Origin of the sequence: Floridaenema evergladense BLCC-F167, assembly GCF_041929205.2 — a bacterium.
GTDB lineage: Bacteria > Cyanobacteriota > Cyanobacteriia > Cyanobacteriales > Aerosakkonemataceae > Floridanema > Floridanema evergladense.
In genome coordinates, this window is sequence record NZ_CM171625.1 from 3,875,941 (window position 1) to 3,901,467 (window position 25,527).

Genomic DNA, 25,527 nt, shown 5'->3' on the forward strand with positions numbered 1-25,527 from the left:
AATTCACATATATAAATTTATTTATACTTCACAATTAAAGATATTTATAGCTTTATAATATTTTTTGAAGTAAACTCAGATCAAAAGTAAAAACCTGTGGTTTAGATTTTCCCCCAATATAAGCAAAGTCCCTTAATAATTTAGAGGAGTTAGGTTATGAGCGCTACCAGTACAGCCAAAACAAATGATAATGGCAAGACCGAGGGCAGCGAGAGCGAAAAAACTCCTAAAGTCAACGGGAAAAAAACAACGACAGAGCCAAAAGAAGGTGAAACCCCAAATATGGAATCAGAAACTTCAACCAAACTAGCGGTTGCTGGAAAAAATCAAGAGTCAGCTGCTATTACCACCCGTCCAATTTCTGCACCTGGGTTAGTAGTCCAGGAAACTATCAATTCCTCTGGAATTCGTCCGATCGCCGCCAGCGATTTAAAAGTTGCAGAAATGATCAATTCCTCTGGAATGCGTCCCGTTGGCATCAGTGATTTTCAAGTTGCAGAAATGATGAACTCCTCTGGAATGCGTCCTATTGGCGTTAGCACTTTGAAAGTTGCAGAAATGATGAACTCTTCTGGAATGCGTCCTATTATGGCTAGTAATCTGCACATTTCCGAAACCATTCTTTTATCTGGAAATCGTCCCGTTGCAGACAATGAAGATCAGGATGCTGGCAATCTTATGGGTTATATCGATTAGATTGCAACCTAACATCCTCTCTTTTAGATTGCTCCCGGTTTCACCCCGAAACTGGGTTTTTTATAGTTTAATCTTCCAACTTATTAAGTTGATGACAATTCCATAGCATGAACAAAAAAAAACTACTTATCCTCATAGCTTTTGGATTAGGAATAGCAATATCATTATGGATTCCTTATCAAATTCAAGCTCATAATCAAACTATTAAAGTTGGCATTTTACATTCCTTAACTGGCACAATGGCAATTAGTGAAAAATCCGTTGTTGATGCTAGCTTACTTGCCATTGAGGAAATTAATCAAAAAGGCGGAGTTTTAGGTAAAAAAATTCAGCCAATTATTGTTGATGGTAAATCAAATAGTCAAGTATTTGCTAAACAAGCTGAACGATTAATTACCAAAGAAAAAGTTGTGACTGTATTTGGCTGTTGGACTTCTGCTAGCCGGAAAACAGTCAAACCTATCTTTGAAAAATATAATCATTTGCTCATTTATCCTGTCCAGTATGAAGGGTTAGAACAATCACCTAACATAATTTATACAGGTGCAGCACCAAACCAACAAATTATTCCTGGTGTTAAGTGGGCTATTGATACGTTAGGTAAACGGTTTTTCTTAGTAGGATCTGATACCGTTTTTCCGCACACAGCCAATGCAATTATTAAGGATCAAGTAACTGCTTTACAAGGTAAAATTCTTGGTGAAGAGTATATAATACCTGGCAGAAAAAATGTGGAAAATACGATCCAAAAAATTGTAAATACCCAACCTGATGCGATCTTGAATACCATCAATGGAGATAGTAATATAGCTTTTTTTGAAAAATTGAGAAAAGCAGGGATTACTCCTAATAAAATTCCCACAATTTCTTTTAGTTTTGCCGAACAAGAATTAAGTTATTTACCTAAACAATATGTAGTTGGTGATTATGCAGTTTGGAATTACTTCCAAAGTATTGAGGATAAAACGAATCAAAGATTTGTCAAAAATTTTAAACAAAAATATGGTAAAAATCGAGTTACTTCCGATCCAATGGAAGCAGCATACTATGGTGTTTATTTATGGGCGCAAGCGGTTAGAGATGGAGGTGAAGACAATGTTAACACTATTCGCAAGTATATCAAAGAGCAAAGTTTTAAAGCCCCAGAAGGTATTGTTTATATAGATGCGAATAATCAACATACTTGGAAAACTGTTAGAGTAGGTAAAATAAAAGCAGATGGGCAATTTAAAATTGTCTGGAATTCAGATAAACCAATTCCGCCTTTGCCATATCCTATATCCCGTTCTAAAACTGAATGGGAAACATTTCTTAAATCTCTTTATCTAGGTTGGAGAAAAAATTGGGCTAATCCTAGTTAATTTAAGTAATAATGTCAGTTGATGCTTGGCAACATTGAGATTATGCAACAATCAAGAACTAATAAAATTGTCAATAATTTACTCTTGTGGTTTTTAGTAATTGCGCTATTGCCCCTCAGTCTTGTTACGTTTATGACATATTATATTGCTAGCAGTTCTTTAAGAAAAGAGGTTAATAATAATTTAGGTTCAATTGCTGATAGTAAAGCTAATCGTCTCAATAATTATATTAATGAAAGGCAGAAAAATGCAATTACGATTTCCCAAATACCTAATATTGTGAATGCGATCGAAGAATATCAAAAAGTTTTACACAACTCACAAATCGACTCTGATAAATATCACCAAATCGATCGCCAGTATCGAAAATTTTTAAGTAATTATCTGGATATATTTGGCTATTCTGATATTCTTTTATTGTCGGAACATGGCGATATAGTTTTTTCAGTGAAGCGCGGCAAAAATTTGAGCTATAAAAACAAGACTGAGAAAAATTACGAAATAGCTAAAGTGTTCGATCGCGCCAAAACTTTGATGCAAGTGCAAATTTCTAATTTTAGTTTCGATCGCACCACCAAGGAACCCGCAGCTTTTATTGCTGCGCCAGTTTTTAAAGGTAATTTGATTATTGGTGTGGTAATACTACAACTGAACAATCAAGAATTTAATCAAGTAGTAAATGATTATAACGGTTTAGGTAAAACAGGAGAAACAATAGTCGGTTCTTTAGTCAATAAACACATAGTTTTTCTCTCCCCAACTCGACACGATCAGAAAGCAGCTTTTCAAAGAGTTGTAAGTATTAACGAGCAAAATTTAGAACCCCTCGCTCAAGCAGTTTATGGGATTAAAGGCATTGCTATAACTACTGATTATCGTCAAAAAGAAACTATTTCTGCTTGGAGATATTTGCCATCTTTGAATGCTGGATTGCTAGTCAAAATGGATACTGAAGAAGCTTTTAATTCTCTTAAAACTTTGAAAAATATTGTAGTTATTTTATGTATAATCACAATTATAGCGGTAATTTTAGCAGCTATTTTAGTTGCCAAATCAATTTCCAAACCTGTGGTTAAGCTTACGGAAATTGTCCAAGAATTTGCTCAAGGTAATCTGAGTAAACAAACACCCGATTTTATCCACAATGGGATTTATGAATTGGCAACTTTAGCAGAATCTTTTAAGCGCATGGCAAAAGAGTTACAAACATCTTTTGACACATTAGAACAGCGGGTAAAAGAACGCACCGCTGAATTAGTCATTGCCAAAGAAAAAGCCGAAGTAGCGAATCAAGCGAAAAGTACTTTTATTTCTAACATGAGTCACGAATTGCGATCGCCATTAAATGCAATTCTTGGTTTTTCCCAACTAATGTTACGCACCAAAAATCTGCCATCTGAACAATACGAAAATGCCGGAATCATTTATCACAGTGGAGAATACTTGCTAACTCTAATTAATAATATTCTCGACCTTTCCAAAATTGAAGCCGGGAAAACTACCCTCAATCCAAAAGATTTTGACCTGCATCGTTTGCTCGATGATTTAGAAGATATGCTGCATTTACGTGCTAGTAATGCTGGCTTAAAGTTGCGCTTTGAACGCACAGAAAATGTTCCCCGCTATATCTGCACAGATGAAATAAAACTGCGGCAAGTTTTAATTAATTTACTCAGCAATGCCATCAAATTTACCGAGGTTGGTGAAATTGTTCTCAGTGTTTTTGCCGGAGAGCAGGAAGCTATAGATGTGTTTAATCTCCATTTCCAAATTCGGGATACCGGAGTCGGAATTGCACCTGCGGAACTACCCAAACTATTTGATGCTTTCACTCAAGCACAAGCTGGAAAAGAAATGCAAGAAGGAACAGGCTTAGGTTTAGCAATAAGTCACAAATTTATCCAACTAATGGGTGGAGATATTACCGTCGAAAGCGAATTAGGAAAAGGCACAACTTTCCAATTTTATATTCAAGCCAAACTGAGTCAACAAGCAGTTACTAATCCGCTCGAAGAACAACCCAAAGTTTTAGGGCTCGCACCCAATCAATCAACCTATAAAATTCTTATAGTAGATGATAAAGTAATTAATCGCCAATTATTAATTAAACTGCTCGCTCCTTTGGGATTTGAACTCAAAGAAGCTAGTAATGGAATGGAAGCGATCGCCATTTGGAATGAATGGGAACCTCATTTAATATTCATGGACATGAGAATGCCAATTATGGATGGTTATGAAGCCACAAAACAGATAAAATCCACCACTAAAGGTAATGCAACTGCGGTAATTGCTTTTACCGCAAGTGCTTTAGAAGAAGAGAGAGCGATCGTCCTTTCCGCTGGCTGCGATGACTTTGTTCGCAAACCCTTTATGGAATACACTATTTTTGACACTTTAGCCAAACATTTAGGAGTCAAATTTATCTATGCAGACACCAAACAAGCGTCAGCAAAAGAGTTAACCGAAACAGTATTAACATCCACACAACTAACTTGTATGTCTCAAGAATGGATTACTCAACTTTATGAAGCCGCACTCGAAGCTAACACCAATGAAGTCATAAAACTGATAGAAAAAATTCCTGAAAGTAACAGTTTTCTCATCCAATCGCTGACAAAAATTGCTCGTAAATTTAAATTTGAACAATTGATTGACCTAGCCGAACCATTGATACTTTATGATGAGCGATCGCACCAATAAACCCCTAAAATCTCGCCAAATCTCCCTAAGATTAGTGCTAATTGTCCTCTTTGTTTCGCCAATTATTACAGCAGTAGGATTGGTTGGTTATCTTTCCTATCGTAGCGGACAAACGGCAGTAGAAAACTTGGCAAATCAGGTGATGAGTCAAGCAGCAAAACGAGTACAGGAACATCTGGATGTCTTATTACAAACTCACCAGCAACCATTAACAATTAATAATCAAGCTTTCCAAGAAGGTATTCTCAACCTTAAGGACTTAGAGCAAACAAGAAACTATCTCTGGCAACAAATAAATTTATCTCCGTTCCTAACAGAAACTACATTTGTTAACGAACAGGGAGAACAGGTAGGTTACTTCCGCCTTTCCAACAAGAAGTTAGCGAAAGTAGCCAGTAAGATTGCGGGAGAAAAAGTTGAGGTAGGTACAATATGTTTTTTTGGAATCCGGCTTCCAGATGTCACCAAACGTAAATATTATTTAGTTGACAATCAAGGCAGACCTAAGAGATTAGCTCTGACGACTCCAATTAATGTTCGAGAAAGAATTTGGTATACTACAGCAAAAACAGCTAAAAAACAATCTTGGTCGCCAATTTTTGTTTATCGAATAGCGTTACCAGCATTAGGTATTCACGCGGTAATTCCAGTTTACGATCGTACCCAAAAACTTCAGGGTGTTTTCAACTCTGGCATTACATTAGATGAGATTGGGGTATTTTTAAATAATCTGAAATTCTCTCCTTCAGGAAAAGCATTTATCATCGATCGCGCTGGCAATATAGTAGCCACATCAACCTTAGAAACCCCATTTTTGAAACCGAAAGGGGGAGATCCAACTCGCTTACCCATTAGCAAAAGTCAGGATGCTTGGACAAGAGCGATCGCCAACAAATTGCAAGCGAAATATAGCGCTCTTCACCAAATTCAAACAGCGGTTAACTTCCAAGTTCCATTTGACAGGAAAACTCTGTTTACTCACATTGAACCTTATCGCGATCGATACGGTTTAGATTGGTTATTGGTAACAGTAATTCCCGATTCTGACTTGATGGCAGAAATTCACGCCAATGCCAGATTAACAGTTTTACTTTCCATAATTACTCTGCTGATTGCCACAGGTATTGGGATTCTCACTGCTCGTTGGATTAGTAATCCAATTCAGCGCTTAAATCGCGCCAGTCAAGCTTTAGCAATTGGTAAGTGGCAGGAATCTGAGACAGTAGCGATCGCAGAAGTTCAAAATATTGCAGAAGTCGCTAGTCTAGCTCGTTCATTTAATAGTATGGCTAGTCAATTACAAACATCTTTTGACACCTTAGAACAGCGGGTAAAAGAACGCACGGCTGAGTTAGTTATTGCCAAAGAAAAAGCCGAGGTAGCCAATCAAGCGAAAAGTACTTTTATTTCTAACATGAGTCACGAATTGCGATCGCCATTAAATGCAATTCTCGGTTTTTCTCAATTAATGTTGAGAGCAAAAAATATTCCCATTGACCAATCCGAAAATGCCGGAATTATCTATCATAGTGGGGAATATTTACTCACATTAATTAATAATATCCTTGACTTATCTAAAATTGAAGCTGGCAAAACTACGCTCAATCCTTACGATTTCGATCTCCATTGCTTACTCGATGATTTAGAAGATATGCTGCATTTACGCGCCACTAATGCAGGCTTAAACTTGAGTTTTCAGCGCACAGAAAATGTTCCCCGCTATATCTGCACAGATGAAATAAAACTCCGCCAGGTGTTAATTAATTTACTTAGTAATGCCATCAAATTTACCAAGGTTGGTCAAGTTAATCTCAATGTTTTTCTGGGAGATCGAGAAACCGCAGATGTGTTTCATCTCCATTTCCGAATTCGGGATACCGGAGTGGGAATTGCACCTGGGGAATTACCCAAACTATTTGATGCTTTTAGCCAAGCGCAAGCCGGAAAGGAAATGCAAGAAGGAACAGGTTTAGGTTTAGCAATTAGCCGCAAATTTGTGCAACTCATGGGCGGAGATATTACAGTGGAAAGTGAATTAGGAAAAGGTACAACTTTTTCATTCTATATTCAAGCAAAACTCGCACAACAAACCGTTAGCAATCCTACAGAAGAACATCCCAAAGTTCTCGGACTTGTACCCCATCAATCAACCTATAAAATTCTCACAGTAGATGATAAAGTAATTAATCGTCAATTATTAATTAAGTTGCTCTCTCCTTTGGGATTTGAACTCAAAGAAGCGAGTAATGGTAAAGAAGCGATCGCCATCTGGGATGAATGGGAACCTCACTTAATTTTCATGGACATGAGAATGCCTGTGATGGACGGTTACGAAGCCACAAAACAGATTAAATCCACCACCAAAGGCAATGCAACTGCGGTGATTGCTTTAACTGCTAGTGTTTTAGAAGAAGAAAGAGCGATCGTCCTTTCCGCTGGCTGCGATGACTTTGTTCGCAAACCCTTTATGGAATACACTATTTTTGACACTTTAGCCAAACATTTAGGAGTCAAATATATCTATGCTGAAACCGCATTGTCAACTTCAGAAAAATTCATTGAAACAGTATTAACCTCAACACAACTAACTTGTATGCCTCAAGAATGGATTAATCAAATATATGAAGCCGCACTTGAAGCCGATACCAATCAAGTTTTACAACTAGTACAACAAATTCCCCAAACAGAAATTAAATTAATACAATCACTGACAAAACTTACCCGTGAATTTGAATTTGAGCATATAGTTAATTTAGTTGCACCCCTAATAACCGATGAATCCTGATTCTGAAAACCAAAATAAAGGTAATATTCTGATAGTAGACGATCTGTTAGAAAATCTACAATTACTAAGCGAAGCACTCCTCAAACTTGGCTTCACTGTTCGCAGTGTCACCAGTGGGCGGATGGCACTAAAAACCGTCAAAGTGAAGCCTCCAGATATTATACTTTTAGATATCAAAATGCCAGAAATGGATGGTTATGAAGTCTGTAGAATTCTCAAAGCCGATGAGAATTTACGCAGCATTCCCGTAATTTTCATCAGTGCATTAGATGACGTTTTCGATAAAGTAACCGCCTTTAATTTAGGGGCGATAGACTACATCACCAAACCATTTCAAATTGAAGAAGTCGTAGCACGTCTGGAAAATCAGTTAACTATTCAACGTCAGCAAAGACTTTTAGAACAAGAAAATATTAAACGCAAAGAAGCAGAAGAAGTACTTTATCAATCGAGAGCTTTACTTGCTAGTGTTTTGAATAGTTCGCTCGATGGCATTGCCGCAATGCAAGCTGTTCGTAATCCTGAAACCGGAGATATTAAAGATTTTCGTTGTTTAGTTGTTAACCCGGTAATTGCCAGAGCTTTTCAACGCACCCGTGAAGAGATGATTGGCAAATTAATGCTAAAAAAATTGTTGAAAATTATACAGCCAGAAATATTTAATAGTTTAGTTAAAGTTGTCGAAACAGGCAACCCTCTAGAACGGGACTTTTACTATGAATCAGGAGACTCTTGTTGGTATCACTTTATAGCCGTAAAATTAGGCGATGGTTTTGCGATTACTATCCGGGATATTACGGAACGTAAAAACATAGAATTGGCTCTCCAAGAAGCCAATCAAAAATTACAAGAACTGGCGAATCAGGATGGTTTAACTCACATAGCTAACCGACGCGGTTTTAGTGAACGACTGCAAGCAGAATGGAAACGCCTCGCTAGAGAAAACCAACCTTTGACACTGATTTTATTAGATGTTGATAAATTCAAATTGTATAACGATTACTATGGGCATCTTGCAGGTGACGATTGTCTATTGAAAATAGCCCAAACATTACAAAAAATAGTTCGTCGTCCAGCAGATTTAGTTGCCCGTTATGGTGGTGAAGAATTTGCTATACTTTTGCCAAATACAAGTTTACAAGGAGGGATTCAGGTAGCACAAAAGATTCAGCAAGCAATTAATGATTTGGCAATTCCCCATGCACAATCAAACGTGAAGAAAATTGTTACAGTTAGTTTGGGTATTTCTTCATTTATACCCAATTTGGAAATGCAACCAGACATACTAATAGGTAATGCAGATAAAGCTTTATATAAAGCTAAAGAAGAGGGACGCGATCGCTTCAGTATAAATTCCTAAATTTGATTAGATCCTGTCAAAAATTCCTCTTATTAGTTAATCCAACAGTAAGATCGAAATACAAATTACTCCAAGCGAGGTACTAAAATGCCTTCTCCATTTCCAGGGATGAATCCTTATTTAGAAAATCCTCAACTGTGGTCAGAAGTACATCATCGCTTGATTACTGCGATCGCAGATGCAATAGAACCTAATCTCAGTCTTCAATATCGAGTAGCTATTGAAAAACGCACCTATCTGAGTGACGGAGAAGAATCTGTTATGATAGGCATTCCTGATGTGTCTGTATATTCCCAAACTGCAACCCCAACCCAAACTTCATCCATTGCAACCTTACCTGCACAAGCCGAAGCTACTACAGTCACAATACCATTACCAGAGGAAAAGAGAGAAGGTTATTTAGAAATTAGAGAAGTAGAAACTGGGTATGTTGTCACAGCGATCGAACTCATTTCTCCCAGCAACAAACGTGCAGGAAAGGGAAGAGATGAATATGAAAATAAGCGTCGAGAAGTATTAAGCAGTCCGACAAACTTGGTAGAAATTGACTTACTTAGACGCGGAAAACCAATGCGAATTTTAACTAAAATACCACCCTCAGACTATCGAATTTTAGTGTGTCGAGGTAATCGTCGTCCCCAAGCTCAATTGTATGCTTTTAGCGTGCGGCAAGAGATTCCTAAATTTCTGTTACCTTTGCGATCGGGAGATACAGAACCATTGGTAGATTTACAAAGTTTATTAATTGGAGTTTACAATCGCGCTAGATTTGATATGGCGATCGACTACACTATTGAACCAGTACCACCTCTCAAATCAGAAGATAAAATTTGGGCAGATGAACTGCTTAAAGAAAAAGGATTGCGTTAATTTTAATAATAATCGATCGCTGGTGGATCATCTTCTAGCATTTCTTTACCAAAAATTTCTATGTAACAACGAATAGCCGAATTTACATCAGCTAAAGCCTCTTCATAAGTGTCACCTTGACCAACTACAGCACCTTTAATCCCCAGAGGATAAGCAACATAACCATCAGGATGTTTTTCGACAATGATTTTAAATTGTTTCATTTGACAAATCCTCATTTTTCTTGTTTGTCTACTACTAAATCTGTTATCTTCCTTATTTAAACATCGTCGTAGATGGCATCTTCTTCGTTATAGTCAGCAAAAAATTGTTCAGCCGCAAGATCATGCCAATCATCTCTTTCTGCTGCTTCATCTTCTTCTAACTTTGTTAGTTCATTCACTAAAACAATCACCTTTAATTCTTGGTTAGGCGGCAATTGTTTTAAAATCTCTTCGGTACAATTAAGTTTTCCCTCATTGGTAACTTTGGGGGTAAATTCGTAAGCTTTCATAGTGCTATTTTAATCTCAGAAGATTAGCCCAATGCTTCATTGACAACAATCACCTTTCCTTGATTATCAGCTGCTAATTGCTGGTTGGCGTTGAGTAACTCAATACCGTAAATAGTTCCATCTGGTGCTATATCTACATTCATTTCTTCGCTAACTTGAATTGTTTCTACCTGTGCCGTCTTTTCTTGCAAGCTGATATAAGCAATGTTATATCTAGGATCGTAGGTAATTTTCATCTTAGGTTTTCCTTAAAAGAATTTGACGATCATTTCAAAGTTCCCCTAAAAAAATGCTAGCTGCAATTTCTCGACAGCTAGCCAAAACTAGAAAATTTTTAACTATTGATTTTTTAAGTTAAAACTTAAACCTTTGCTAATTCAGGAGTCGGACGCTTACTATTGCGAATACCAGTAATCGCTTCAGCATAATCCTTGGCTTTAAACACAGCAGAACCAGCAACGATCGCATTCGCCCCAGCTTCCAAAACCTGCCAAGTATTATTACCCTTCAAACCACCATCAACCTCAATCCAAGGATCTAAACCCCGTTCGTCACACATTTGACGTAACTTCTGAATTTTGGGAATCACACCCGGAATAAAACTTTGACCACCAAAACCAGGGTTAACACTCATAATCAGTACCAAATCGCAAAGATCCAGCACATACTCAATTAACTCTAAAGGAGTCGAAGGATTCAGAACCACACCAGCTTGCTTATCTAACTCCTTAATTTGACCCAAAGTACGGTGCAAATGCGGAGAAGCATTATGTTCAGCGTGTACTGAGATAATATCAGCACCCGCCTTAGCAAAATCCTCTACATACTTTTCCGGTTCCACAATCATCAAATGCACATCCAAAGGCTTTTGAGTGCATGGGCGAACCGCTTCGACAATTAACGGACCGATCGTAATATTCGGAACAAACCGACCATCCATTACATCAACGTGAATCCAATCAGCGCCAGCAGCATCTACAGCGCGAATCTCCTCTCCCAGACGGCTAAAATCCGCTGATAAGATTGAGGGAGCAACAACAATTGGCTTGTGCGTTTGGGTCATCTGTGAAAAATCCTCTCGGAGCGTCCTGCGTTGTAAGCATTTTAACAAAATGTGACCAAATAAAGGCAGAAGGCAGAAAGCAGAAGGCAGAAGGTCAAAAAAGGTTTCAATCTCCTAAATTTATTTATAGGGATTTACTCCTGTCTCCTTCAAAAGTTCTAATTCTAAGCCCAATCCAGTCGAGTGACAGCTAATCCAAAAACTAAAATCTAAAATCTAAAATTAATAGACTTGTTAATACGACAACAGATGAAAAAAAAGGCGTGGATTATTTTCGGTTTAAGTGCTAGCTGCATCAGTGCCACAGCCCTAGCCTTAGACGGCTCCTCAGTCGGAGAATCTGGTATTGATGCCATTCGGCTTCACAATCCTCCCTACAATTTGATTGGTCGGAAAATTGCCATTGGGCAAGTAGAAATCGGTCGTCCCGGACTCTTCGGTATAGACAAAGCCGCAAATCGCAACCCCACATTAGTTCAAGTAACGCGAGTTTTCTGGCGCGACAATCCAGCCAAAACCGACACTGATGTAGACCCCCACGCTTATGGCGTTGCGGGAATGATGATTAGTAGCGCTAAAGCACTTCCCGGAGTTGCCCCAGGCGCAAGATTGTATTCCTCAGCTATCGGGCCAATGGAAAAAGGCGGACAACCAGAAGAATGTCTCGCCTCTCAGTATCTCGCGCAACAGAATGGCGGAGACTTGCGTGCGATTAACTTCAGTTTTGGCGAATCTTTAGAACGAGACCCCCGCCCCCAAGCAGTTTTAGATGGTAACGCCCTGTTAACTCAGTGTATTGATTGGTCGGCTCGAACGCATGATGTACTTTACTTAATCGCTGGAAATCAAGGACGAGGCGGTATACCCATTCCCACTGATAACTTTAATGGCATTAATGTTGCCTTTACCAAGCGCGTCAAAGGCATTTTTTCTAAAGTAGACTTTGCCAACATTGGGGAAAGTTCGGCTTCTGTCGTGCGTCGTCTGGCAGGAAAGGAAATTAACTTAGGGCCTCGGCGTGCTATTGGTTTAGTTGCCCCCGGACATGATATCAGCATTTTGAATATCGAAGGCACGATCCAAAAAGTTAGCGGCACTAGTTTAGCAACACCTCATGTTACCGCCACAGTAGCTTTGTTGCAAGAGTTTGGCGATCGCCAACTCCGTACCAAACAACCCAACTGGAGTCTCGACTCCCGTCGTCACCAAGTCACCAAAGCCATACTACTCAACTCCACCGACAAACTTAAAGACAAAGGCGACGGTTTATTATTGGGAATGAACAAAACGATCGCCGACAAAGGCAACCGAACCTGGCTAGAATCCGACGCTTACAAAGACCCCAAAATTCCCTTAGATATGCAAATGGGTACAGGTCAGCTAAACGCCTTCCGCGCCTATCAACAATTCAAAGGCGGACAATGGAAACCATCCCAAAAAGTCTCCCCCATAGGTTGGGATTACGACAAAGTAGATACTAACGCCTCAGTAGATTATGTACTAGAAAAACCCTTACAACAAGGAAGCTACGTTTCATTAACTTTAGCGTGGGATCGCTTAGTAGAGTTAAACGATGCCAACAAAAATGGGCAATATGATACAGGGGAAATTTTTAAAGACCAAGGTTTAAATAACCTCGACCTTTACTTAATTCCCGCAGACAGTAACAACACTAACACTTACACCTGTGCTTCCATCAGCGAAACTGACAGCACAGAACACATCTTCTGTCCCATACCCAAAACAGGTCGTTACAAAATTCGCGTCCAACACCGCAAACAAGTCAACGAACCTACTCAATCCTACGCCCTAGCTTGGTGGACTGTACCCGCTAAGTAGGAAAATGGGGAGATGGGGAGATGGGGAGATGGGGAGAGATCTAGAACTAGAAACTTCCCCCATCCCCCTACCTCCCCACCCCCCTACCTCTTCAACTCCCCCCACTTCTTCCTCCCAGTCCCCAATCCCTAATCACTAATCACCAAAAATATGAGAAAAACTAATCCTTTTGAAAATTCTGACTTGAAGCAATTACAGTTGTTTTTGTACTTAATCCCTGTATTTGGCGTATTTCCGTCCCTCTGGACATTGTACTGTCGCCAAGCTGGTAGAGAGGAAATGGCTGCTAGTAGATTATCCGTAACTCTAGCTTTTGGTTGGCTCTTAGGTTACATTTTATTGGCAGCCGGAGCAGATTCTTCCGAATCTTGGAAACTGCCTCTGTTAGTAACCAATAGTTTATTTACTTCTGGTTACTTTTTGGTAAGTACCTGGTTAATGTTTCGGTTGTGGCAACGCCAATCTTTGCGCTTACCTCTCATTACGCGCATCTCCGAAAGGGTAGTTCGTAAACATCTGCCCTAACTCAGATCTGGCACCAGGGCTAAAAACCGGGTTTCTTGCAAATAGCTAACCCTGAAACCATATATTTTCCCTCAAGAAACCCGGTTTTTCCAGGCTTGTTGAGAATGGTGCCAGATCTGAGCTAATGTCCAACCCAAATCAATACTAAAATTACGATCGGGATTATGCGTTGGCGTAGCCTGAGCGTAGCACCAATCATTACTCAACCTCAAACTACTACTGATAAAATTTATTACCCTGAGCTTTGCTCTCCCAGGTAGTAGATACTTGTATGATTATTTCTATCGTCAGGTGTGAGTAACTTTAAAGACAGCTAATTTTTCGTGTGAGGAAGCTAGTGCCAACTAAAAAAATTTCCAGTTTATTCTCTCAAAAGCAAGAAACTGTGCAGAAAATTGGTTCACACCCGTCCAAAATTAGCCAGCTACGTTGGCTATGGCTAGGATTTAGTTTAACTGGTGTAGCAATGCTGTCAGCAACCGCAGGAGCTTTGTTGGCAGTATCGCTTTCGACAACACCGTTAATGCAGAGTCGTCTGAGCCCTGAAGAAGCCGCTGTGTTTTCTCAAGGCAATATCTCCACAACTAACCTGAAGTTGCCAGAGTTAACTCGACCTGTAAATATTTTGGTTTTGGGGATTAAAGTTTTACCTTCAGATTTGGGAGAAAAACCAGACCCAGCATTGGGAGGGTACGAACCCGTACTCAACTCTTTTGAAGGTTTATCTGATACGATGCTTTTATTGCGGTTTAATCCGCAAACCAAAAAGTTAATTATTCTTTCTATACCTCGTGATACCCGCACTTATATAGAAGGATTAGGTGTGGCTAAAATTAATGCGGCTAATACTCATGGTGGCCCTGCTCTGAGTGCGAAAACTGTAAGTAGTTTACTAGCAGATATTAGGATCGATCGCTATATCCGCATCAACGTTCAAGGCGTAGAAAAACTGATCGATGCTTTAGGTGGAGTCACTATTCATGTACCTTTCGACATGAAATATACCGACAATACCCAACACCTTTACATCGATTTTAAAGCCGGAAAACAACACCTCGACGGCGCTCAAACCCAAAATTTCCTCCGCTTTCGCCACGACAAACTCGGAGATATTGGTCGAGTCCAACGGCAACAAATGGTGATGAGAGCTTTAATGGAACAAGCTCTAAATCCCGTAACTTTAGCTAGATTACCAGAAATTCTTCGCGTTATTCAATCTCACATTGACACTAATCTATCTGTTGAAGAATTAGTTGCTTTAGTCGGTTTTGGTGTCAAAATGAATCGTTCTGATGCTCAAATGTTATTAGTACCAGGACAGTTTAGTAATGAAGGAGAATATGATGCAAGCTATTGGTTGCCTAACCGTAGAGGAATTTCTCAATTAGTTAGTCAATATTTAGCTCCTGCTAATGAATCAGATGAATCGGAACTAAAAGATAAGTCTAGCAGTAACTTTAGTAGTGTAAAAATAGCGATTAAAGACAGCACTGGTAATTCAGAATCAGTGAATGCTTTAGTAAGAAAGTTGCGAAAAGCAGGTTATCGAAATGTTCAAGTTACCGAATCTTGGACAGAAACTTTAAACGAAACCCGCATTCTCGCTCAAAAAGGAGATAATCAAGCGGCTGAAGCTATTCGTCAAGCATTGGAAATTGGCGAGGTGCGTGTAGAAAGTACTGGCTACCTCAACTCTGATATCACTATTTTGATTGGTACAGATTGGGTACAACAACAACAATCATCTCAATAAGTTGGTAGTTGGTAGTTGGTAGTAGGTAGTTGGTAATGGGATTCCTACTACCTACTACGTTATTAAATAACTTGAGTTTTTTGCCAAATCCAATCAATTAGAATGGGATTGACTAATTCTGGTGCTTCGTCTTGGGGACAGTGACCTAAACCTTCTAAGGGAATAAATTTTTCTACTTGGGGGTATTTGGCTAATTCTCTTCCGAGATCGATCGGTTCCCAAGGGTCATCTGTTCCCCATAAAATAATTGCGGAACAAGGCAAAATTGGTAACAAATCTTCTGGTAATGGCCCTTGAGAATAGCGAGTAAATGCTAAAAATACATCGACTGCACCGGGATCTAAGGCTGGTGCCATTAGCATATCTACTAGTTCGTCTGTGACTGCTTCGGGACGTTTGTAAGCTTGCAGGAGAATTTTTTTGACTACTTTCGGTTTGGCGATTTGACTAAAGAATAATTGCCCGATTAATCTGAATGCTAAGATTTTTTGGACGATCGGCGCACCGGAACGACGATGCCAGGGTAGGGTGGCGCGTTTGCGATCGTGCAACAATCGTAAAGAACAGTTGAGCAAAGCTACTCCTCTCACCAGTTCGGGAAAGTCTACAGCCGCTTGCATTGCTACTATACAGCCGATCGAATTACCCACCAAAAAAGCTGGTTCGCCAACCACTTCTCGACAAAAATCGCCAATTTGCTGCGCCCAAGTTTCAAAAGTATAATTAATTTCCTTTCCCGGTGCAGGTTTTGCCGAACTCCCAAAACCAATTAAGTCAATGGCAAAAACTCGCGCATTTTGCGCCAGTTCGGGAATATTTTTCCGCCAGTGCGCCCAAGAAGCCCCAAATCCATGTATTAAAACTATAGCAGGCCCTTGGTTGCCTTGTGCTTGGTAACAGATGGGAAAACCTCGCCAAGTCCAAGTTTGAGTTGTCACAGTTGAGATGGAAATAGAGCTAGTCATGAAATTATTAGGAAAAGCAATCACTCTCTATATTGTGAACAATTAGATAAATAACTTAATTTAGTAGGTAGTAGGTAGTAGGTAATCGGATTCCAACTACCAATTACCAACTACCCACTACCAACTTGACCCAAAATGTCACTTGTACTGTTATCTTTAATTGGATACTATTTTTAATTGCAACCATAAGTCATTTCATGGGTACAGCATACCAGCGGATTTTACTGAAGCTGAGCGGTGAAGCCCTCATGGGCGATCTCGGCTATGGCATCGATCCCCAAGTCGTTCAGGAAATCGCCTCTGAAGTGGCAGAAGTAGTCAGCACGGGCGTACAGGTGGCGATCGTCGTCGGTGGTGGCAACATCTTTCGAGGCGTGAAAGGGGCGGCGCGAGGCATGGATCGGGCTACAGCAGACTATATTGGCATGATTGCTACGGTGATGAATGCGATGACTTTGCAGGATGCGTTGGAACAAATTAATGTGCCAACGCGAGTGCAAACTGCGATCGCCATGCAGGAAGTCGCAGAACCTTACATCCGCAGACGCGCTATTCGTCACTTGGAAAAAGGACGAGTAGTAATTTTTGGTGCAGGTTCGGGAAATCCTTTCTTCACTACTGATACTACAGCTGCCTTAAGAGCAGCGGAAATCAATGCTGATGTAATTTTTAAAGCCACCAAAGTTGACGGGATTTACGATTCCGATCCATATATCAATCCTCAAGCTCGTCGCTATCATAGTTTGAACTACACTCACGTTTTGACTCAAGATTTACGAGTGATGGATAGTACTGCGATCGCCCTTTGTAAAGAAAACAATATTCCGATTATTGTATTTGACCTGGGAGTTCGAGGAAATATTCGTCGGGCTGTGATGGGAGAAAAAATCGGTACCATTGTGGGAGGATTATATGAAGTTACCTGAAGTTGAAGAACGTATGCAGAAGGCTGTTGAAGCAACTCAACGCTCTTTCAACACTATCCGCACTGGACGCGCTAATGCTTCACTTTTGGATAAAGTGATGGTGGAATATTACGGCACACCAACGTCTATAAAATCTCTGGCGAATATCAGTACTCCTGATGCTAGTACGATTAATATTCAACCTTACGATCGCTCTAGTTTAAATCTGATTGAAAAGGCAATTTCTCTGTCAGATATTGGCTTAACTCCTAGCAATGATGGTTCGCTAATTCGCTTGAATATTCCACCATTGACTAGCGATCGTCGCAAAGAATTGGTCAAGTTAGCTGCTAAATACGCTGAAGAAGGCAGAGTTGCGATTCGCAATATCCGGCGCGACGCTGTTGATGCGATTCGTAAGCAAGAAAAAGGCGGTGAATTATCTGAAGATCAAGCTAAAGATAACCAAGATAAGGTTCAAAAATGGACTGACAAATATATTGCCAAAATTGAAGAATTATTTGCAGAGAAGGAGAAAGATATTACCACAGTCTAAAGCAATTGAGCTAGAAATCATTTAAGTTAAGCTGTCTGAAACATCTGTTGGGCATCACCTGCACGCACAATATAAGCCAAGTGTAGTGGATAGCCCCAGGTGTTATATATTGCATCTACACAACGCAGCGCTTTTTCCCGATTTCTGTAAGAACGGAGAACTTTTTCCTTACCGTTAGCATAGCGAATACAAACTTCCCAAATCATCTTTTTATCCTCAAATAAAAGGAACAGGGGAACAGAGGGATAATGAGAGCAATTTTGTTTGTTTACTCAGTAGTTAGTTTTCTGTCTTTGAAATTTTAATTTTCAATTATTTAACTGCTGCTTTTGAGTCAAGGCAAGTTTTTTAGAAATAAAAGTCCCTTGAATATTAACTCCTTACTTTACAGAAACTTCATAGTTCATACTAGGCTCTTTACAGAAAATTTGTAATCAGTAGAAGTAAGTAATTATATGCTATTTGAAATTACAGAGGGTGTTACCCCTCTAGGATAGAAAGCTGTGTTATTTACGTTCAGTAAATTCTGGGAGAATTAGAAAAAATGCGAATAATCTAGAAATTATCCAGCCAGTTGTTTAAGTAACTAAAACAACAAACCTAGTTAAATTTCAGTGGCAATACTAAATAAAATCCTGTTAAACTCCGATGAAGAGGATGACCTGGGAAGTTGGTCAGAATTTATATCCTAACTAATTGAGGAGCTAATTTTTGCGCTATGTTTGATTGCATTATTGTCGGTGCTGGCCCAGCAGGTGGAACGGCGGCTTATCATTTAGCAAAGCGTGGTAGGTCGGTTTTAATTTTGGAAAAGGAAAGTTTACCTCGTTACAAACCTTGTGGTGGTGGCGTGTCTCCCGCGATCGCCCAATGGTTTGATTTTGATTTTACTCCGGCAATCTCTTTAAAAATAAGTAAGCTTTGCTACACATGGGAAATGCAAGATCCTATGGAGGTAAAAATTGAAGATGCCGAGCCTATCTGGGTGGTTCGTCGAGATGTGTTCGATCATTTTTTAGTTCAACAAGCACAAAAACAGGGCGCAGAACTCCGTGATAATACTGAAGTAACGGGAATTGAATTTAAAGGCGATCGCTGGCAAGTAAACACTGCTAATGGCCCAGTGGAAGGTCGCTACTTGATCGCTGCCGATGGCGCAAAAGGGCCGATGAGGAAATGGTTGGGCTTTAAGGAAGGGAAAAAGCGTTCGGCAGGGGCTTTAGAAGTGGAAACCAGTAACCTCGTAGAAGCAGAACCAAAAATTCACTTTGACTTCGGGAGTACAAAAAAAGGCTATATTTGGAATTTCCCGAAATCAAATGGTTATTCGATCGGTACTGGTACATTCCAAGGTGACGAACATCCAGATTTTAAGAGTATTTTGACAAAATACTGTCAGGGTTTTGGTTTAGATCTGAACAATTCTAAGCAATTTGAGCATCCCTTAGCTTTGTGGGATGGAAATCAAAAATTACATACTCAAAACGCCTTGTTAGCTGGAGAAGCTGCTTGCGTGGTCGATCCTTTTACCGCTGAAGGTATTCGTCCGGCAATGTTTACTGGGATGAAAGCAGCGGAAGCGATCGATCGGGCTATTGGTGGTGATATCAATGCCTTAGAAGAATATACCGAAACTGTCAACAAAGAATGGGGCAGTGATATGGTGTGGGCGCAACGTTTAGCGGGTGCATTTTACCGCGTCCCCAAAGTTGGTTACAAAGTTGGTGTCAAACGTCCAGCCGCAACGGAAATCATGGTAAAAATCTTGTGCGGACAACAGCGTTATAGCGAAATTGCTGGTAAAGCAGTAAAACGTTTGACTGCTGGTTTAATTCCAGGAATGGGACGCTAATTCTATAGATTCATTAGATCCCCGACCTCTCAAAGAAGTCGGGGGTCTCTAAAATTAAGGTGGCGTATTTGATGCGGCTCTCCCGTACTTGTGGTGGAAAACTCTGGTTTTAGGGACTGGGGACTGGGGACTAGGGACTGGGAAACCTTGTGGAGTAAGCACTTGACTAATTAATTAGGTTTACTTATCACCATGATTACGGGAGAGCCACCCTATTTCGCAAAAGTTATTGGGTTTGTCTTCCCCACATTTGTTCAATCTACTAAATCTGGATCGATTCCCAATTCACGTAACTTAGCTGCCAATTTTTCCGCCCTTTGGTATTCTCGATCGGCCCGTTGACGTTCTTCCTCAGCCCGTTGACGTTCTTCCTCAGCCCGTTGACGTTCCTCCTCAGCCCGTTGGCATTCCTGTTCTCTTAATCGATCCAATTCCACAGAAGTAAAAAATCGCTGTCCGTCGGGACGAAAAATCTCTAACGTATCAGAATTTAACACAAATTTTATCCCCAATCGCGGACTTACCCAACCATTAATTGCCTCAATTTCTGCTAATCTATCTCCCGAACGTATCAATCCAGTTAATTCCACTTCATCAGGATCGTAAATATAATATTCCTCAACTCCATACTGTTGATAAAAGAGCATTTTTTTGGACATTTCTTTGATTGTGTTGCTTGGAGATAAAATTTCAAACACAACTTGGGGAGGGATGTTATTTTCTAACCATTGTTTGTAAGAACCTCTGTCTCCTTTCGGTCTACCAAACACTACCATTGCATCAGGTGCTACACGGGTTTTATTGTCACCTTCAACTGGATACCAAAGCAAATCCCCTGCAACAAATACTTCTGGATTATTAGTAAACAAAATTTCTAAGTTTTCTTTGATAGTGACAATCCAGCGGAATTGTTTAGTATTATCTGACATTGGTTGACCATCGCTGTCGGGATAAATAATTATTGGTTTGGTTTCAGTTGGTATTTGTTGTACCATACTACTTGTCCTCTCTTCAGGTATTTTAATATTAACATTTCCCGAACATCGGGATAGATTATTAATGAAAAAAACGGATTATTTGCTGCTTAATTTTTCAATAAATACCGCCCGTTCGGGAGATTGTAAACCTGCTTGTAAAACAGTCAGTACCTGCTGCATATTCCCAGTTAACAATTCCGTAACTGCTAACCACAAACCTGGAAAAACTTGACTTTGAAAAATTCCCTGAGTATTGGGTGATAATTCTAAATATTCGCCTTGTTCTAAATAAAACCAACTCAATTTGCGATCGAGAACTTGCCAAACAATATATTCTTTAACTCCATTACGGCGATAAGCTTGTTTTTTAGCATGAAGATCGATCGCAACACTACTAGCAGCAATTTCCACAACTAATTCTGGCGCACCTTCAATATAATCATCCTCACTTAATTTTGCTTGACCTCCTGCTTCTGGTGTGATGAAAAGAACTGCATCTGGTTGAGGTTCGTTATCCACATCTAGCCGCACACTCGGTTCAATTCCTAATTCTACTCCAGGCGTTACGACTGCATAAGTTCCCAACCAGACAAGAATCCAAGCATGAGGTTGACTATGACTTTTAAAACGGAGTGCGGCAGCCATATAAACAAGTCCTTCAATTAATTCGGCTTTTTTCAAGTTAGGCGTGGCGTTGTAGCGGCGCTCAAATTCATAGCGGTTCAGCTTGTCGCCATTTACTAAAAAGGGAATTGTTTCTTGTTGTGATGGTGTTTTGACCATGACGATTCTACCTGACATTAGGTTATAACTATCTTACCGATCTGAGTGAGGAACAGGTAAATATTGTTCTGGCTTTTTATGGGCAACATCGGCAAGAAATAGATGAAGCGATCGCATCTGAAGTAGCTTTAGAATCAACTTACAATGTCTAGTCCTCTGTTACATTTGGATGCTGATACTTCGATTAAAGCCTTACAGTCATCTAATAAACTTCATCGTGATCGCCAATTTTGATTAATAAAATTGCATCTTCTCCATCGGCATCTGTGACAAATTTAAACAGAATACGATAACTATAGTCAATGGAACAAGACCATACGTTAGATAAATCCCCTTGAAGTTTATGAGTCCGCAAAGTAGGGTAAAATGGATCTGAAGCTAGTATTCGTAAAGTTTCCTCTATCAGAAGTCGCAGTTGCGGATTTCGACGCACTAAACTCTTAAAATTGCGGATTGATTTAGGAGTCCAAGTTATTTTTTTCACTTGTCTAACTCCGCTAAGAAATCATCCACAGTTCCGAATTTTACGTTTCCTTCTGCATACTCAGCTTCAACTTCAGCGATATCTTGCAATAGTTGTTTTCTTTTTTGTTCTCTAATCCGTTTTTGGATAATATCTATCAGAATCTCTTGATCTTCTAAGGATAAAGTTTCTATAACGTCAATTGCTTGCTGAAAAGTTGAGGTTTTTACATTTGGTTCTGTCATGGTTTTTATAGTAATTTAATATTATTCAATCTAATTTTAGAGGAAATTTTTTCAGGTTGTCAATGAATAGCAGATTAATGCAGGATTCAGGACGTTGCCCAAAAGTTTTTGTGTGGAATGGGGATATTTCACGCGATCGCTTAAATAACTGGTTACAAAAGCATAATTAGATGATTGGTATGTTGGGGAAGTGCGTTGGCGTAGCCTGCCGTAGGCATATCGCAATTTGCTAACCAGTATAAGTTGGATACTTTGTTAGTTTAGGTTTTGGGGGAGGGTGGGGGCGATCGATCTCACCCCTTTAATAAATAAACTACTAAATTGTTGACTAGATTTTAGGCAGGTCTTTAATTTGTTGAACCAGATCCTTTAATTTGTTGAACCAGATCAGAGTATTTTTCCAAAAGCTCTGACTCCTTATCAGACAAATTTGGTTCTTTGTGACGGAGTAGGAATTTAGCAATACATAGCAATTGTTCTCGTTGCTCATCTGACAACTGAAAGAGAATTGGGGCTGCCATAGCAATAATTTCACCTTGAGTTTTCGTTGTGCTAACTCTTGTAACTACTTGGTTGATTGTTTGACTAATTATTGTTGTAAGGTAGTTACTGGAATCGGCGGTTGGGGGCTGATCAGGCTTTGTGGAATTGGGATTCTTTGGGGCTTCTCCTCCGTCTGGGGTTTTATTATTAGGAATGCGATTATTGTCCCCACTATCAGGAGTATTGCTATCATCCCCAGAAACATTAATTTTTTTTTACTTTGGTTACTACCTTCTTCTGCCTTGTCAGACATTTCCCAGGAAAATACATTTGGCTTTATAGATGAACTATTTCCAGAATTCTCTAGCTTGTTAATTAGCAGATTTTGTTCTATCAATTCCCGATTAACTTCAAACCCATTTTCACTATTAGTAGTAACAGCTTCGTCAATAGCCCTTCTGACTGATTCCCAGTCCTGTTCAGCAAAATTAACAATCTCACGTAATGCCTGTTCATTCTCAGGAGAATGAATAGTTACTAATGCTATAGAATTTCTTACTTGCCGTCCGTAAATCTTTGTTCGTTGCATTGCTTCAAGAGCAGTTAATAGCAAAAGCAATTTGCCTTTATGATTTGCCAAAACTACTGATGGTTTTTGACTATTATACTTATCAGTAATTCGGACTGTAGATCCTTTTTCAATTCGGATTGCTTCTTTTAAAATGAGCGGAATTTCTCTTGGTTGATTTTCATTGTTAATAATCTTGCGCCAGTGGTAGTCATGTTCCTGAGCAATACCACAACTTTGAACATAAATATCAGCATTCATTGTCACATCCTCTCAAATATTTAACCAATTTTTACCTTGGATGACTTCAAACCCACCAGTTGTTTTACAATCTTTGGCAAATTCCCTGGCTACTTCCTTAAGCTCATTATCTAGCCCAAATAAATCACGAATGAAATTGAACATTCCCCATTGTCCTTGGATATGGATTTTTAATAAAAACCTCAAAAGGTATTTAAGCGGCTGTTCAGCATCCTGTGGATTGTATTCAGCCTCATAATCCTGCTTGGAAAAGAAAAAATGGGGTTGTCCATTAATCACTTCAATACGAGAGAAAAAAACATTACCTACGGTCTGAACAGGTGTAACGACTACTGCTACTTTTGATACCAGAAGATCAGCTTTAAAAAAAGCAAGTAAATTAGCATACTCTTGCTTGATTCGTTGCAGTAATTTAAGAGCAGACTTTGAATCTTGTAGGTAAGTTTCACACTTAACTGGTGCAAGTATCACAAGGCGTGGTGACTTGATATCTACATAATACCTTTTGAACCAGTCAGTTATTTCATACGACCTGTTTCTATGCTGATGCCATTTACCCTTATCCTCCATAATAGAAGGAGCATCAATAGCAATTAGGACTGCAACACATTCAGTCAGAAGCTTTTTAATAAATTCCTGTTCTTCCTTATCCTTAGTAAGAATGTAGCCACCTGGATAATCCTGAAAATGAAGCCGTAAAGATGGCTTAGTACCCTTTTTTCCTAAATCAAAAATGAAAGAACGCAGTGAATTCGGCCCTGCTGCTGCTTCACTCGAAGCTATACCCTTACTAGCGTCAAAATCTTCGCTTAAACTTTTCAGTTCAGCCAAACGTTCGCCTAAAGTTGAGGAAGTATTTAAATCAGGCGTAAGTTGGATACTAATATGACGATTTTTATCCTCTAATTGCTGATACATAGCTGTCAAGAGGCTAGTTTTCCCAACATACCTGGGGCCAAACATAGTAATTTTAAGTTCGCGCATCTGAGTATCCTTAGTTAATTCAAAAATCGTAAACAGTCTAATTGATTAGCACTTTCTACTTGCTCAACTGAGTTTAGCCACTCCCGCCGCAGTTGATAAAGTTGGCGTAGTGGCAAAAATTCTTTTGACCATACTTCAACTTTCACATCATCGAGAAAAATTTGCCATTCATCTTTCACATCTGCTGCACGAAGTATGCGATCGAGAAATTCTTCGACAATGGCAAAAGCAGCTTGGCTTGGTTCACAAAGCAATTCTTCCAAAGCATTTCCACATTTATAAACTGCTTCTGCATGAGCCGTTTTTAAACAACTCAAAACTTGCTGTGCATTAGGTGATTTACTAAGTCGCTTAGTAACTGGCTCATTAGGAGTAAGTCCATCCAAATGTTGCCTTATTCGATGCTGAACTAATCCTCGATAAGAAAGCTCAAATTCAGCTAAAAGTTTAAAGCCGAACTTGATTTTACTCTTTTGTCCTGGTATCAACTCTTCAGGTAATTGAATGGCGATCGCATTTATAAATTCTGCCCCTCTTGCTTCTGTCAAATTTCCTAAACCAACTTGAGAAATCAATACTTCTGCTACTTGAGATTTTACGCGATTTAGCGAGCGTTTTAATCCTTCGTCCAAAGATAAGAATTTTTCTGATAAATGGGCGCGAATTTCATTCAGATATTTTCCGTAAGCAATCGGATAGCCACCTTCAATATTGTTCCTTTCCTCAATCTGTTCAATAGATGGTATTCCCGTATCATCTCGACAAGCTTGGATTGCTGCATCTACCTGAGCTTTAAAATCGATATCTACCTCATCACGATTCTTTCTCAGTTCCTTAAGTAGTTCCTCTAGATCATTTGTAAGCTTTTTCCATAGTTGATTAAACAACGGTACAAATATTCTAGAATCATTTTCACTCTTTGTAGATTGACCTAAAGCCTCGTATGCTTTTGCTAACTCAAAATTTACCTGATTTTGGATTGCGGTTATTCTATCTTGGCAAAGTGATGATGATTTTTGGTCTAAAGAATTAATGTTAAG

Annotated in this window: 26 protein-coding genes; 12 read left to right on the forward strand and 14 right to left on the reverse strand. The window is 39.4% G+C overall.

What is annotated here, in order from left to right; all coding sequences use genetic code 11:
• Window positions 1–156: 156 nt before the first annotated feature.
• The 6 genes from ACE1CA_RS18910 to ACE1CA_RS18935 all read left to right on the forward strand — a co-directional run bounded on the left by ACE1CA_RS18910 (window position 157) and on the right by ACE1CA_RS18935 (window position 9,772).
• On the forward strand, window positions 157–696 hold the full coding sequence (locus ACE1CA_RS18910; RefSeq protein WP_413279941.1) for a hypothetical protein: 540 nt from the start codon (window positions 157–159) through the stop codon (window positions 694–696).
• Between the two features lie 107 nt (window positions 697–803).
• On the forward strand, window positions 804–2,057 hold the full coding sequence (locus ACE1CA_RS18915; protein ID WP_413279940.1) for an urea ABC transporter substrate-binding protein: 1,254 nt from the start codon (window positions 804–806) through the stop codon (window positions 2,055–2,057).
• 42 nt (window positions 2,058–2,099) lie between these two features.
• Window positions 2,100–4,757: a hybrid sensor histidine kinase/response regulator gene (locus ACE1CA_RS18920; protein ID WP_413279939.1), complete on the forward strand. Its 2,658-nt coding sequence runs from the start codon at window positions 2,100–2,102 to the stop codon at window positions 4,755–4,757.
• Entirely contained in the window at window positions 4,735–7,542 is a 2,808-nt protein-coding gene (locus tag ACE1CA_RS18925; RefSeq protein WP_413279938.1) for a hybrid sensor histidine kinase/response regulator, read from the forward strand. Before ACE1CA_RS18920 ends, ACE1CA_RS18925 begins: the two co-directional genes overlap by 23 nt.
• Window positions 7,532–8,902 (forward strand): diguanylate cyclase domain-containing protein, encoded by a 1,371-nt coding sequence (locus ACE1CA_RS18930; protein WP_413279937.1) that lies wholly within the window; start codon window positions 7,532–7,534, stop codon window positions 8,900–8,902. The genes ACE1CA_RS18925 and ACE1CA_RS18930 overlap by 11 nt, the downstream gene beginning before the upstream one ends.
• An 87-nt stretch (window positions 8,903–8,989) precedes the next feature.
• A complete protein-coding gene (locus ACE1CA_RS18935) occupies window positions 8,990–9,772 on the forward strand; it encodes a DUF4058 family protein (protein ID WP_413279936.1) in 783 nt (260 codons plus the stop codon).
• A gap of 2 nt (window positions 9,773–9,774) precedes the next feature.
• On the opposite strand, the gene ACE1CA_RS18940 is transcribed toward ACE1CA_RS18935, so the two are convergent.
• The 4 genes from ACE1CA_RS18940 to rpe all read right to left on the reverse strand — a co-directional run bounded on the left by ACE1CA_RS18940 (window position 9,775) and on the right by rpe (window position 11,328).
• Window positions 9,775–9,975, reverse strand: coding sequence for a type II toxin-antitoxin system HicB family antitoxin (locus tag ACE1CA_RS18940; RefSeq protein WP_413279935.1), 201 nt, complete (start codon window positions 9,973–9,975; stop codon window positions 9,775–9,777).
• Between the two features lie 56 nt (window positions 9,976–10,031).
• A complete protein-coding gene (locus tag ACE1CA_RS18945; RefSeq protein ID WP_413279934.1) occupies window positions 10,032–10,265 on the reverse strand; it encodes a hypothetical protein in 234 nt (77 codons plus the stop codon).
• 23 nt (window positions 10,266–10,288) lie between these two features.
• Window positions 10,289–10,501 carry a DUF2283 domain-containing protein gene (locus ACE1CA_RS18950; protein WP_413279933.1) on the reverse strand — a complete coding sequence of 71 codons (213 nt, stop codon included), beginning with the start codon at window positions 10,499–10,501 and terminating at the stop codon, window positions 10,289–10,291.
• Between the two features lie 125 nt (window positions 10,502–10,626).
• Window positions 10,627–11,328: a ribulose-phosphate 3-epimerase gene (rpe, locus tag ACE1CA_RS18955; RefSeq protein WP_413279932.1), complete on the reverse strand. Its 702-nt coding sequence runs from the start codon at window positions 11,326–11,328 to the stop codon at window positions 10,627–10,629.
• A 249-nt stretch (window positions 11,329–11,577) separates the two neighbouring features.
• Here rpe and ACE1CA_RS18960 point away from each other — a divergent pair, with 249 nt between their 5' ends.
• The 3 genes from ACE1CA_RS18960 to ACE1CA_RS18970 all read left to right on the forward strand — a co-directional run bounded on the left by ACE1CA_RS18960 (window position 11,578) and on the right by ACE1CA_RS18970 (window position 15,445).
• A complete protein-coding gene (locus ACE1CA_RS18960) occupies window positions 11,578–13,167 on the forward strand; it encodes a S8 family serine peptidase (RefSeq protein WP_413279931.1) in 1,590 nt (529 codons plus the stop codon).
• Between the two features lie 150 nt (window positions 13,168–13,317).
• The gene (locus tag ACE1CA_RS18965; protein WP_413279930.1) at window positions 13,318–13,692 is read left to right on the forward strand and encodes a hypothetical protein; all 375 of its coding nucleotides are present in this window, start codon (window positions 13,318–13,320) and stop codon (window positions 13,690–13,692) included.
• Between the two features lie 337 nt (window positions 13,693–14,029).
• Window positions 14,030–15,445 (forward strand): LCP family protein, encoded by a 1,416-nt coding sequence (locus ACE1CA_RS18970; protein WP_413279929.1) that lies wholly within the window; start codon window positions 14,030–14,032, stop codon window positions 15,443–15,445.
• A 62-nt stretch (window positions 15,446–15,507) separates the two neighbouring features.
• Here ACE1CA_RS18970 and ACE1CA_RS18975 read toward each other — a convergent pair whose 3' ends face one another.
• Window positions 15,508–16,410 carry an alpha/beta fold hydrolase gene (locus ACE1CA_RS18975; RefSeq protein ID WP_413279928.1) on the reverse strand — a complete coding sequence of 301 codons (903 nt, stop codon included), beginning with the start codon at window positions 16,408–16,410 and terminating at the stop codon, window positions 15,508–15,510.
• 197 nt (window positions 16,411–16,607) lie between these two features.
• Here ACE1CA_RS18975 and pyrH point away from each other — a divergent pair, with 197 nt between their 5' ends.
• A complete protein-coding gene (gene pyrH / locus ACE1CA_RS18980; protein WP_413279927.1) occupies window positions 16,608–17,336 on the forward strand; it encodes a UMP kinase in 729 nt (242 codons plus the stop codon).
• A complete protein-coding gene (gene frr / locus ACE1CA_RS18985) occupies window positions 17,323–17,871 on the forward strand; it encodes a ribosome recycling factor (protein ID WP_413279926.1) in 549 nt (182 codons plus the stop codon). The genes pyrH and frr overlap by 14 nt, the downstream gene beginning before the upstream one ends.
• 26 nt (window positions 17,872–17,897) lie before the next feature.
• On the opposite strand, the gene ACE1CA_RS18990 is transcribed toward frr, so the two are convergent.
• Window positions 17,898–18,077 carry a family 2 glycosyl transferase gene (locus ACE1CA_RS18990; protein WP_413279925.1) on the reverse strand — a complete coding sequence of 60 codons (180 nt, stop codon included), beginning with the start codon at window positions 18,075–18,077 and terminating at the stop codon, window positions 17,898–17,900.
• 512 nt (window positions 18,078–18,589) lie between these two features.
• Here ACE1CA_RS18990 and ACE1CA_RS18995 point away from each other — a divergent pair.
• Window positions 18,590–19,723, forward strand: coding sequence for a geranylgeranyl reductase family protein (locus tag ACE1CA_RS18995; RefSeq protein WP_413279924.1), 1,134 nt, complete (start codon window positions 18,590–18,592; stop codon window positions 19,721–19,723).
• Between the two features lie 254 nt (window positions 19,724–19,977).
• Here the strand turns inward: ACE1CA_RS18995 and ACE1CA_RS19000 are convergent, their stop codons facing one another.
• The 8 genes from ACE1CA_RS19000 to ACE1CA_RS19035 all read right to left on the reverse strand — a co-directional run bounded on the left by ACE1CA_RS19000 (window position 19,978) and on the right by ACE1CA_RS19035 (window position 25,374).
• Window positions 19,978–20,718 carry a Uma2 family endonuclease gene (locus ACE1CA_RS19000; RefSeq protein ID WP_486517447.1) on the reverse strand — a complete coding sequence of 247 codons (741 nt, stop codon included), beginning with the start codon at window positions 20,716–20,718 and terminating at the stop codon, window positions 19,978–19,980.
• Window positions 20,719–20,796: 78 nt separating this feature from the next.
• Window positions 20,797–21,483, reverse strand: a complete 687-nt coding sequence (locus ACE1CA_RS19005; protein ID WP_413279922.1) for a Uma2 family endonuclease — start codon at window positions 21,481–21,483, stop codon at window positions 20,797–20,799.
• A gap of 202 nt (window positions 21,484–21,685) precedes the next feature.
• On the reverse strand, window positions 21,686–21,967 hold the full coding sequence (locus tag ACE1CA_RS19010) for a type II toxin-antitoxin system RelE/ParE family toxin (RefSeq protein WP_413279921.1): 282 nt from the start codon (window positions 21,965–21,967) through the stop codon (window positions 21,686–21,688).
• Complete coding sequence (locus ACE1CA_RS19015) at window positions 21,964–22,191, reverse strand: hypothetical protein (protein ID WP_413279920.1); 228 nt, start codon at window positions 22,189–22,191, stop codon at window positions 21,964–21,966. Before ACE1CA_RS19015 ends, ACE1CA_RS19010 begins: the two co-directional genes overlap by 4 nt.
• A 347-nt stretch (window positions 22,192–22,538) precedes the next feature.
• A complete protein-coding gene (locus ACE1CA_RS19020; RefSeq protein ID WP_486517448.1) occupies window positions 22,539–22,712 on the reverse strand; it encodes a hypothetical protein in 174 nt (57 codons plus the stop codon).
• Window positions 22,713–22,780: 68 nt separating this feature from the next.
• Window positions 22,781–23,503, reverse strand: coding sequence for a flagellar basal body-associated FliL family protein (locus ACE1CA_RS19025; RefSeq protein WP_413279919.1), 723 nt, complete (start codon window positions 23,501–23,503; stop codon window positions 22,781–22,783).
• Window positions 23,504–23,515: 12 nt separating this feature from the next.
• Window positions 23,516–24,487: a hypothetical protein gene (locus tag ACE1CA_RS19030; protein ID WP_413279918.1), complete on the reverse strand. Its 972-nt coding sequence runs from the start codon at window positions 24,485–24,487 to the stop codon at window positions 23,516–23,518.
• A gap of 14 nt (window positions 24,488–24,501) precedes the next feature.
• Window positions 24,502–25,374, reverse strand: coding sequence for a hypothetical protein (locus ACE1CA_RS19035; RefSeq protein ID WP_413279917.1), 873 nt, complete (start codon window positions 25,372–25,374; stop codon window positions 24,502–24,504).
• Window positions 25,375–25,527: the final 153 nt, after the last annotated feature.

Excerpts from the sequence above, each read along its gene's own strand:
- ACE1CA_RS18910 (WP_413279941.1), top strand. The coding sequence starts at position 157 with ATGAGCGCTACCAGTACAGCCAAAACAAATGATAATGGCAAGACCGAG.
- ACE1CA_RS18915 (WP_413279940.1), top strand. The coding sequence starts at position 804 with ATGAACAAAAAAAAACTACTTATCCTCATAGCTTTTGGATTAGGAATA.
- ACE1CA_RS19005 (WP_413279922.1), bottom strand. The coding sequence starts at position 21,483 with ATGGTCAAAACACCATCACAACAAGAAACAATTCCCTTTTTAGTAAAT.
- ACE1CA_RS18975 (WP_413279928.1), bottom strand. The coding sequence starts at position 16,410 with ATGACTAGCTCTATTTCCATCTCAACTGTGACAACTCAAACTTGGACT.
- ACE1CA_RS19030 (WP_413279918.1), bottom strand. The coding sequence starts at position 24,487 with ATGCGCGAACTTAAAATTACTATGTTTGGCCCCAGGTATGTTGGGAAA.
- ACE1CA_RS18935 (WP_413279936.1), top strand. The coding sequence starts at position 8,990 with ATGCCTTCTCCATTTCCAGGGATGAATCCTTATTTAGAAAATCCTCAA.
- ACE1CA_RS18990 (WP_413279925.1), bottom strand. The coding sequence starts at position 18,077 with ATGATTTGGGAAGTTTGTATTCGCTATGCTAACGGTAAGGAAAAAGTT.
- ACE1CA_RS18945 (WP_413279934.1), bottom strand. The coding sequence starts at position 10,265 with ATGAAAGCTTACGAATTTACCCCCAAAGTTACCAATGAGGGAAAACTT.
- ACE1CA_RS18930 (WP_413279937.1), top strand. The coding sequence starts at position 7,532 with ATGAATCCTGATTCTGAAAACCAAAATAAAGGTAATATTCTGATAGTA.
- frr (WP_413279926.1), top strand. The coding sequence starts at position 17,323 with ATGAAGTTACCTGAAGTTGAAGAACGTATGCAGAAGGCTGTTGAAGCA.
- rpe (WP_413279932.1), bottom strand. The coding sequence starts at position 11,328 with ATGACCCAAACGCACAAGCCAATTGTTGTTGCTCCCTCAATCTTATCA.
- ACE1CA_RS18960 (WP_413279931.1), top strand. The coding sequence starts at position 11,578 with ATGAAAAAAAAGGCGTGGATTATTTTCGGTTTAAGTGCTAGCTGCATC.
- ACE1CA_RS18940 (WP_413279935.1), bottom strand. The coding sequence starts at position 9,975 with ATGAAACAATTTAAAATCATTGTCGAAAAACATCCTGATGGTTATGTT.
- ACE1CA_RS18950 (WP_413279933.1), bottom strand. The coding sequence starts at position 10,501 with ATGAAAATTACCTACGATCCTAGATATAACATTGCTTATATCAGCTTG.
- ACE1CA_RS18920 (WP_413279939.1), top strand. The coding sequence starts at position 2,100 with ATGCAACAATCAAGAACTAATAAAATTGTCAATAATTTACTCTTGTGG.
- ACE1CA_RS19025 (WP_413279919.1), bottom strand. The coding sequence starts at position 23,503 with ATGAATGCTGATATTTATGTTCAAAGTTGTGGTATTGCTCAGGAACAT.
- ACE1CA_RS19000 (WP_486517447.1), bottom strand. The coding sequence starts at position 20,718 with ATGGTACAACAAATACCAACTGAAACCAAACCAATAATTATTTATCCC.
- ACE1CA_RS19020 (WP_486517448.1), bottom strand. The coding sequence starts at position 22,712 with ATGGCAGCCCCAATTCTCTTTCAGTTGTCAGATGAGCAACGAGAACAA.
- ACE1CA_RS18995 (WP_413279924.1), top strand. The coding sequence starts at position 18,590 with ATGTTTGATTGCATTATTGTCGGTGCTGGCCCAGCAGGTGGAACGGCG.
- pyrH (WP_413279927.1), top strand. The coding sequence starts at position 16,608 with ATGGGTACAGCATACCAGCGGATTTTACTGAAGCTGAGCGGTGAAGCC.
- ACE1CA_RS18925 (WP_413279938.1), top strand. The coding sequence starts at position 4,735 with ATGATGAGCGATCGCACCAATAAACCCCTAAAATCTCGCCAAATCTCC.
- ACE1CA_RS19015 (WP_413279920.1), bottom strand. The coding sequence starts at position 22,191 with ATGACAGAACCAAATGTAAAAACCTCAACTTTTCAGCAAGCAATTGAC.
- ACE1CA_RS18965 (WP_413279930.1), top strand. The coding sequence starts at position 13,318 with ATGAGAAAAACTAATCCTTTTGAAAATTCTGACTTGAAGCAATTACAG.